The following is a 7,212-nucleotide window of genomic DNA, read 5'->3' as shown; positions in this document are numbered from 1 at the left end:
GGGCGCGGCGGGCCTCCCCGCGGTCCCTGGGGCCGGGCCCCTGGCGCGGGGGACCTCCGTGGCCTTCATGGGCACCGCTCCCGTCGTCCATGCTCATGACAACGTCGCGGTGCGCATGCGGCATGTGCAAAATGTGGAAGCTCGGGGATAATATCCTTGTTGCCGGTTTTATTCCGAAGCGGCCTTCTCCTTGATCTCAGCGTACTTCTTGCGGTACTCCCGCTCGCAGATGGGGCAGCACAGATAGTGGTCCTTCCCGTCCAGGCGGATCTTGTGCGGGGTGCCCTCGATGACCTTCTTGCAGTAGTAGCATTGCATGCTGACCGGCGCTCCCTCTGACACCAGGGCCAGGGGCTCTTTCTTCCTGGTCTCCACGTGCACATAGTGGTCGTACTCCTGCACCAGGGGGACGCTCCCTATGTCATTGAGCACGCTCTCCTGCTCGGCGATGGAGCGGAACACCGCCGTGGCGATCACCCGGCCTCCCCCGGCGATCGCCATCTCCCGGATAAGCGGCATCTCCGCAAGGGCATCCGCCACCGCGCTCACGTCCGACGGGCGCGAGCGAATTATGAGGAACATCACCCCCTGGCCCAGCGCGGAGGGCACGATGTCCGCGCCGAAGCCACGGACCACCCCCACCTCCTGGAGCGCCTTCAGCCTCGCGCTCACCGTCGGCGAGGTGAGGCCAGACGCCTCCGCCATGTCCTTAAGGGACATCCTGGCATCCTTCTGCAGCAGCTCCAAGATCATCGAGTCGTGGGCATCGAGCTTCATGGCAAGTATATCGGCGTTCGACTTATAAGCATTTAGAAACATCGAATGGTCATCTGCAAAAACATCGAATAATAAAACAACATCCCTTTGAAGGGGCACGTCCATAGGGTGGGAGCGACGCGCCTGGGGCCGCCGAGGCGGGCGCGACGGGGAAAGGGGCCGCATGACCAAGGAGAAGTTCGACGTAAGGGGGATGACCTGCTCGGCCTGCTCGAGCGCGGTGGAGCGCAGCGTGAGCAAGCTTCCCGGAGTGAGGAGCGTCAGCGTCAACCTGCTGAGCAACAGCATGGTGGTGGACCACGATGCCAGCGTCTCCGCCGAGGACATCGCCAATGCCGTCAAGAGCGCTGGCTACGATGCCTCGCCGACAAGGGCCGCTGCTCCTGCCGAGAAAAAGAGCGCCCCCGCCGTGGACGCGGCGCGCCTGGAGTCGGACAGCCTGAAGCGGCGGCTGATCGTGTCGGCCGCCTTCACCGTCCCGCTGTTCTATATCGCCATGGGCCACATGTTCGACTGGCCCCTGCCCTCCTTCCTGACGGGGCACCAGAACGTCCTGGCCTTCGCATTCACCCAGTTCCTCCTGGTCCTGCCGGTGGTGGTCGTCAACGGGAAGTACTATACCCGGGGGTTCAGGGCCCTGGCGAAGAGAGCGCCCAATATGGACTCCCTCATAGCCCTGGGCTCCGGGGCCGCGGTCGCTTACGGCGTCTTCGCCATATACATGATCGGCTACGCCCTAGGGAACATGGACCACGCCATGCTGGAGCGGTACTCCATGGACCTGTACTTCGAGTCCGCGGCCATGATCCTCACCCTCATCACCCTGGGCAAGTACTTCGAGGCCCGGGCCAAGGGCAGGACCTCGGAGGCCATCACAAAGCTGCTGGACCTTGCCCCCAAGACCGCGCTGGTGGAGAGGAATGGCGCCGAGGTGGAGATACCGGTGGAGCAGGTGGCGAAGGGCGACACCGTCATCGTCAAGCCCGGCTGGAGGATCCCCGTGGACGGGGTAGTGACCCAGGGGAGCACTTCCGTGGACGAATCGGCGCTCACCGGGGAGAGCATCCCGGTGGAGAAGGTGGTGGGCAGCCAGGTGATCGGGGCGACCATCAACAGGACTGGCTCCTTCCGCTTCACGGCCCAGAAGGTGGGCGACGACACCACCCTCGCCCAGATCGTGAGGCTGGTGGAAGAGGCGGCGTCGTCCAAGGCGCCCATCGCCAAGCTGGCCGACCGCATCAGCGGGGTGTTCGTGCCCACGGTTATCGCTGTCGCCCTCATCGCCGGAGCGGCCTGGCTCCTGGCGGGGCAGAGCTTCGAGTTCGCCTTCACCTCGGCCATCGCGGTCCTGGTGATATCATGCCCCTGCGCCCTGGGCCTGGCGACCCCCACGGCCATCATGGTGGGGACCGGCAAGGGGGCCGAGAACGGCATCCTCATCAAGTCCGCGGAGGCGCTGGAGGCGGCGCACCTCATCGACACGGTGGTGCTCGACAAGACCGGCACCATCACCGAAGGGAGGCCGAGGGTAACGGACGTGGTGGCCGCGGACGACACCGAGCTGCTGCGCGTCGCCGCATCGCTGGAGCGGCACTCGGAACACCCCCTGGCCGACGCGATAACGGCGCGCGCCGACGAGCTTGGTCTGGACCTTGCCCCGGTAGAGGATTTCCTCGCGGTCCCGGGCCAGGGGCTGCAGGGGCGCGTGGACGGGACCATGGTGTACGCCGGCAACCTGCGCATGATGATGGAGAAGGGCATCGACACCTCCGCCCTGGACGGGGAGGCGGACCGCCTGGCCGAGGGGGGGAAGACCCCCCCTGTACTTCGCCGGCGAGCGGGGGGCGCTCGGCCTCATCGCCGTGGCGGACGTCATAATGCCCACCAGCCCGGAGGCCATCGGCCGCTTCAAGGAGATGGGCATCGACGTGGTAATGCTCACTGGGGACAACAAGCGGACCGCCGAGGCCATACGAAAGAAGCTGGGCATCGGCCGTGCCCTGGCGGAGGTGCTGCCGCAGGACAAGGAGCGGGAGATTTACCGGCTGCAGGGCGAGGGAAAGCGGGTGGCGATGGTGGGGGACGGCATCAACGACGCGCCGGCGCTGGTCCGCGCGGACTGGGGGTGGCTATCGGGCGCCGGGACGGACATAGCGATAGAGTCGGCCGACATCGTGCTGGTAAAGAGCGACCTGCGCGACGCCGCCACCGCCATACAGCTGAGCCGGGCGACCATACGGAACATCCGGCAGAACCTGTTCTGGGCGTTCTTCTACAATGTGGTGGGCATACCCATCGCCGCGGGCATCCTGTACCCCGCCTTCGGCATCCAGCTGAGCCCGATGATCGCGGCGGCGGCCATGAGCTTCAGCTCGGTGAGCGTGGTCAGCAACGCGCTGCGGCTTAAGAGGTTCCGGCCCTCCTTCGAGGAGGCCCGGGCCCCCGGGCAATGCGACGCCGCGTGCCCGGCGGTGAGCGAGAACGTGAGAGACAAAGAGAGCGAAAAGAAAGGAGATGATGGAATGAGGAAAGTAATGACGATCGAGGGCATGAGCTGCGGGCACTGCTCCGCGAGGGTGGAGAAGGCCCTCGGGGCGATAGAGGGCGTCAGCGCGAAGGTGGACCTGGACAGGAAGCAGGCCATCGTCACGCTCTCCAAGGACGTCCCGGACGAGACGCTGAAGGCCGCGGTGACCAACGCTGGCTACGAGGTCAAGAGCATCGGGCCGGCGTGACGGGCAACGGCCCTCCGGGCCCCTTTTTACCTTTTGCGAGAATTGGATTCACGGCAATATGGTTTATTACCTCCTGCCGCTAGGAGGGGGCGGTCCTGGGAGGACTTCAGCATGAGTTGGGATACTGCGATCGTTAGCGCGATGGCTGCGGTAGTGCAGCTGGTGGTGGGATTGGTCCTGGCCATGGGTGCCGTGTACATCGGCCTCAAGCTCTTCGACCGGCTCACCAAGGGGCTCCGTGAATGGGAGGAGATCAAGAACGGCAATGTCGCTGTCGGCATATTCATCGCCGCGGTGATAATCTCGATCTCCTTCGTTATCCAGAGCAGCGTGGCCTCGCTGCTGGCCGGTCTCGATACTGCCACCGACCCCGCCGGCCTGGCGGTCGTGCTGGGCCTGGGGCTGTTGAACCTGGCCATCGGGATCATCGCCGGCGTCGGCTCGGTGTACTTGGCCATCAAGATCTTCGACCGCATCACCGTCGATATCGACGAGATGAAGGAGCTGGAGAAAGGCAACGTGGCCATCGCCATCATCCTGGCGGGCGTGCTCCTGGCGGTGTCGTTCATCATCGCCTCGGCGGTGACCGGCATCACCTCGGCGCTCAGCCCGGAGAACCTCGGCCTGGTCTGAGCCGGCCTTTCTTCCAATCTTTTCCCTTTTCGTTTTATTTCACCGGAGCGAGAGCGTCCAGCCCGGCATCTGGCCGCGCGGCATAATAAATAAATACGCCGGGTTTCCAGAGAAAATCACCGCTGGCCAGGGCGCGGCCCGAGGCAGGTTCGGTGATCTGGATGGTATTGATAGGCTATCACTCCTCTCACGAGCAGTTCCCCCCGAGCAGGCTGCTCCAACTGGTGCAGAGGGCGGAGAAGGCAGGGTTCACCGCGGCGATGTGCTCCGACCACTTCGCGCCCTGGAGCGAGAGGCAGGGGCAGAGCGGCTACGCGTGGTCCTGGCTGGGAGCGGCGATGCAGGCCACCGCTGTGCCGTTCGGGGTGGTGTGCGCGCCGGGGCAGAGGTATCACCCCGCCATCGTGGCCCAGAAGGCCGCCACGCTGGAGGAGATGTTCCCGGGCCGATTCTGGATGGCCGTGGGGAGCGGACAGTTCGTGAACGAGGTGGTCACGGGGCAGGGGTGGCCGTCCAAGCGCGTCCGGGACCAGCGGCTCAGGGAATCGGCCGAGATCATAAAGCGGATGTGGGCCGGGGAGACGGTGGACCATCACGGCGCGGTGACCGCGGAAGAGGGAAAGCTGTACACCCGGCCGGCCAGACCTCCGATGCTGGTCGGTGCCGCGCTGTCGGAGCCGACGGCGTCCTTCGTGGGGAGCTGGGCCGACGCCATGATCACCACCTCGCGGCCGCCGGAGCAGCTGAGGGAGGTCATCAGAGCGTTCCGCGAGGGCGGCGGCAAGGGAAAGCCGGTCTTCCTGAAGGTCCAGCTCTCCTACGCCCGGGACGAGAGGGCCGCCGAGGAGGGGGCCTGGTCGCAGTGGGCGCCGGTCCTCCTGCCGCACGACCTTACCACGGACCTCAGGACGCCCCGGCAGTTCGACCGGGCCGCTTCCGTGCTCGACCCCCGGGCGCTGCGGGAGGGCGTGAGGGTCTCCTCGGACCTGGAGGAGCATCTGCGCTGGCTGAAGGACGACATCTCGGAGGGGGTGGACCGCATCTACCTCCACAACGTCAACTTGGAGCACGACGCGTTCATCGAGGACTTCGGAAAGAGGGTCCTTCCGTTCCTGGGGAGCTGAGATGTACGAGCCCATCTCGCACTACGGCATGATAGGGAACCTGCGCACCGTGGCCCTGATCAGCAAGAACGGGTCCCTCGACTGGTGCTGCCTCCCCCACATCAACGGGCCCAGCGTGTTCGCGGCCCTCCTGGACCATCGCAAGGGAGGGAGGTTCGCCATCACCCTGGGCGATTCCGAGAGCTGGCAGGAGTACGACACCGGGACCAACGTCCTGCACACCTGGATGCATTGCAAGGACGGGGAGGCCATCACCACCGAGTTCATGCCCTTGTGGGGCGACCTCAACGGGAAAGGGCGCTCCCAGAGCGTCCCGGAGGTCCATCGCATGGTGGAATGCATCAGGGGAAAGGTCGACCTCGACGTGGAATGGTCGCCCCGCTTCGACTACGCCAGGGGGCTCCCGGAGATCCGCCGGACGGAGGTGTGGACAGCGGCCAGCGGCGGGAGCGTTCTCACCCTCTCGGGGTTCCAGGAGGGAGAGGTGCGGGAGACCCCCTACGGCCAGTCGGTGAAGGGGGCCCTCCCGCTGGAGGCGGGGGACCGCCGGGCCATGGTATGCCAGTGGGGCGGCGGCACTGCCCAGAACGAGGAGTACACCTGGGAGATGCTGCGGAAGACCTCCCGGGCATGGAAGGCCTGGACGAACCTGGGCATGCTGGCCCGAGACCCCGATTGGGCGGCGCCGTGGACCCACATGCTGGTACGGTCCGAGCTGGCGCTGAAGCTGATGATCCACGCCGACACCGGGGCCATGGTGGCCGCGCCCACCACTTCCCTGCCGGAGGTGAAGGGGGGATCGAAGAACTGGGACTACCGGTTCACCTGGATCAGGGACGCCTCCCTGGCCTCGCAGGCCCTGCTGTTCCTGGGCCACGAACGCGAGGCGGTGGAGTTCCTGGAGTGGCTGGAGAAGGTGTCGGAGCCCTCCCCGGGCCAGCCCTGGGAGCCCCGGATAATGTACGGGTGCCACGGGGAAAATGTCGAGGCGGATTATCTGCTCAGGCACCTGGAAGGCTATGCCGGCTCTCGCCCGGTGCGCATCGGGAACACCGCGGTGGAGCAGAAGCAGCATGAGGTGTACGGGGAGCTGATGAACATCGGCTACGCGCTGCTGCGGAGAGGCACCGAGCTGGACCGCGGGACCAAGGCGTTCCTGGCACGATGCGCCGACAAGGTCTGCGACATCTGGGACACCCCCGACTCGGGGATATGGGAGTCGAGGGAGGAGCCCAAGCACTACGTCTACTCCAAGGTGATGATGTGGGTCGCCCTGGACCGAGCGTTCCATATGTCCGAGCAGTTCGGGCTGGAAGGGGACGTGGAGAAGTGGAGGTCCACCGGGGACGCCATCGCCCAGGCGGTGCTGGAGAAGGGGTACGACGAGTACCAGGGTACGTTCGTGGAGTACTTCGGCTCCACCAAGCTGGACGCGGCCAACCTGCGCATCCCGGTGATGGAGTTCCTGCCCTTCAGCGACTACCGGGTCCAGGGGACCATCGACCGGACCATGGAGAGGCTGATGGTCAACGACCTGGTGTACCGCAACGAGCATGTGGACGAGGAGGGGCGGGAGGGGGCGTTCGGCATCTGCACCTTCTGGCTGGTCATCGATCTGGCCCTGTCCGGCCGACTGGCGGAGGCGAAGCGCATCTACGAGGGCGCGCTGCGCTACGCCAAGAACCTGGACCTGCTTCCGGAGCAGATCGATCCGTACACCGGGGAGTTCCTGGGCAACTTCCCCCAGGCGTTCACGCACATAGGGCTCGTCAACGCGGCCCTGTATATCGCCCTGGGCGAGGCCAGGGACATCCAGGTCCCCCCGCCCATCGGGACCAGGGAGCACCGGCAGATACTGGGCAGGATGCACCTGGAGGGGGAGTCGGGACGCTCCAGGGGCAATGCCGTGGTCGCCCCGTCGAAGAGCAGGGGGCCCTGAGGAA

4 protein-coding genes and 1 pseudogene are annotated in these 7,212 nt (G+C 65.8%); 4 read left to right on the top strand and 1 reads right to left on the bottom strand.

Translation table 11 applies throughout. The annotated features are described in order from the left end of the window. Positions 1-168: 168 nt before the first annotated feature. On the bottom strand, positions 169-777 hold the full coding sequence (locus WYS_RS14045) for a winged helix-turn-helix transcriptional regulator (RefSeq protein ID WP_019176539.1): 609 nt from the start codon (positions 775-777) through the stop codon (positions 169-171). Between the two features lie 163 nt (positions 778-940). Here WYS_RS14045 and WYS_RS02290 point away from each other — a divergent pair. The 4 genes and pseudogenes from WYS_RS02290 (at position 941) to WYS_RS14040 (ending at position 7,208) form a co-directional block, all read left to right on the top strand. After that, positions 941-3,512: pseudogene (locus WYS_RS02290) on the top strand (heavy metal translocating P-type ATPase). Positions 3,513-3,623: 111 nt separating this feature from the next. Continuing rightward, on the top strand, positions 3,624-4,145 hold the full coding sequence (locus WYS_RS02285) for a DUF350 domain-containing protein (RefSeq protein WP_026068722.1): 522 nt from the start codon (positions 3,624-3,626) through the stop codon (positions 4,143-4,145). A 161-nt stretch (positions 4,146-4,306) separates the two neighbouring features. Next, complete coding sequence (locus tag WYS_RS02280; RefSeq protein WP_026068721.1) at positions 4,307-5,269, top strand: TIGR03885 family FMN-dependent LLM class oxidoreductase; 963 nt, start codon at positions 4,307-4,309, stop codon at positions 5,267-5,269. 1 nt (position 5,270) lies between these two features. Next, complete coding sequence (locus tag WYS_RS14040) at positions 5,271-7,208, top strand: glycoside hydrolase family 15 protein (RefSeq protein WP_019176535.1); 1,938 nt, start codon at positions 5,271-5,273, stop codon at positions 7,206-7,208. The last annotated feature ends 4 nt before the right edge of the window (positions 7,209-7,212 follow it).

The organism is Methanomassiliicoccus luminyensis B10 (genome assembly GCF_000308215.1).
Taxonomy (GTDB): Archaea; Thermoplasmatota; Thermoplasmata; order Methanomassiliicoccales; family Methanomassiliicoccaceae; genus Methanomassiliicoccus; species Methanomassiliicoccus luminyensis.
This window is presented reverse-complemented; position numbering and strand designations above follow the sequence as displayed.

Bases quoted from the DNA above. Each gene is read 5' to 3' on its own strand.
- WYS_RS14040 (WP_019176535.1), top strand. From the start codon at position 5,271: ATGTACGAGCCCATCTCGCACTACGGCATGATAGGGAACCTGCGCACC.
- WYS_RS02280 (WP_026068721.1), top strand. From the start codon at position 4,307: ATGGTATTGATAGGCTATCACTCCTCTCACGAGCAGTTCCCCCCGAGC.
- WYS_RS02285 (WP_026068722.1), top strand. From the start codon at position 3,624: ATGAGTTGGGATACTGCGATCGTTAGCGCGATGGCTGCGGTAGTGCAG.
- WYS_RS14045 (WP_019176539.1), bottom strand. From the start codon at position 777: ATGAAGCTCGATGCCCACGACTCGATGATCTTGGAGCTGCTGCAGAAG.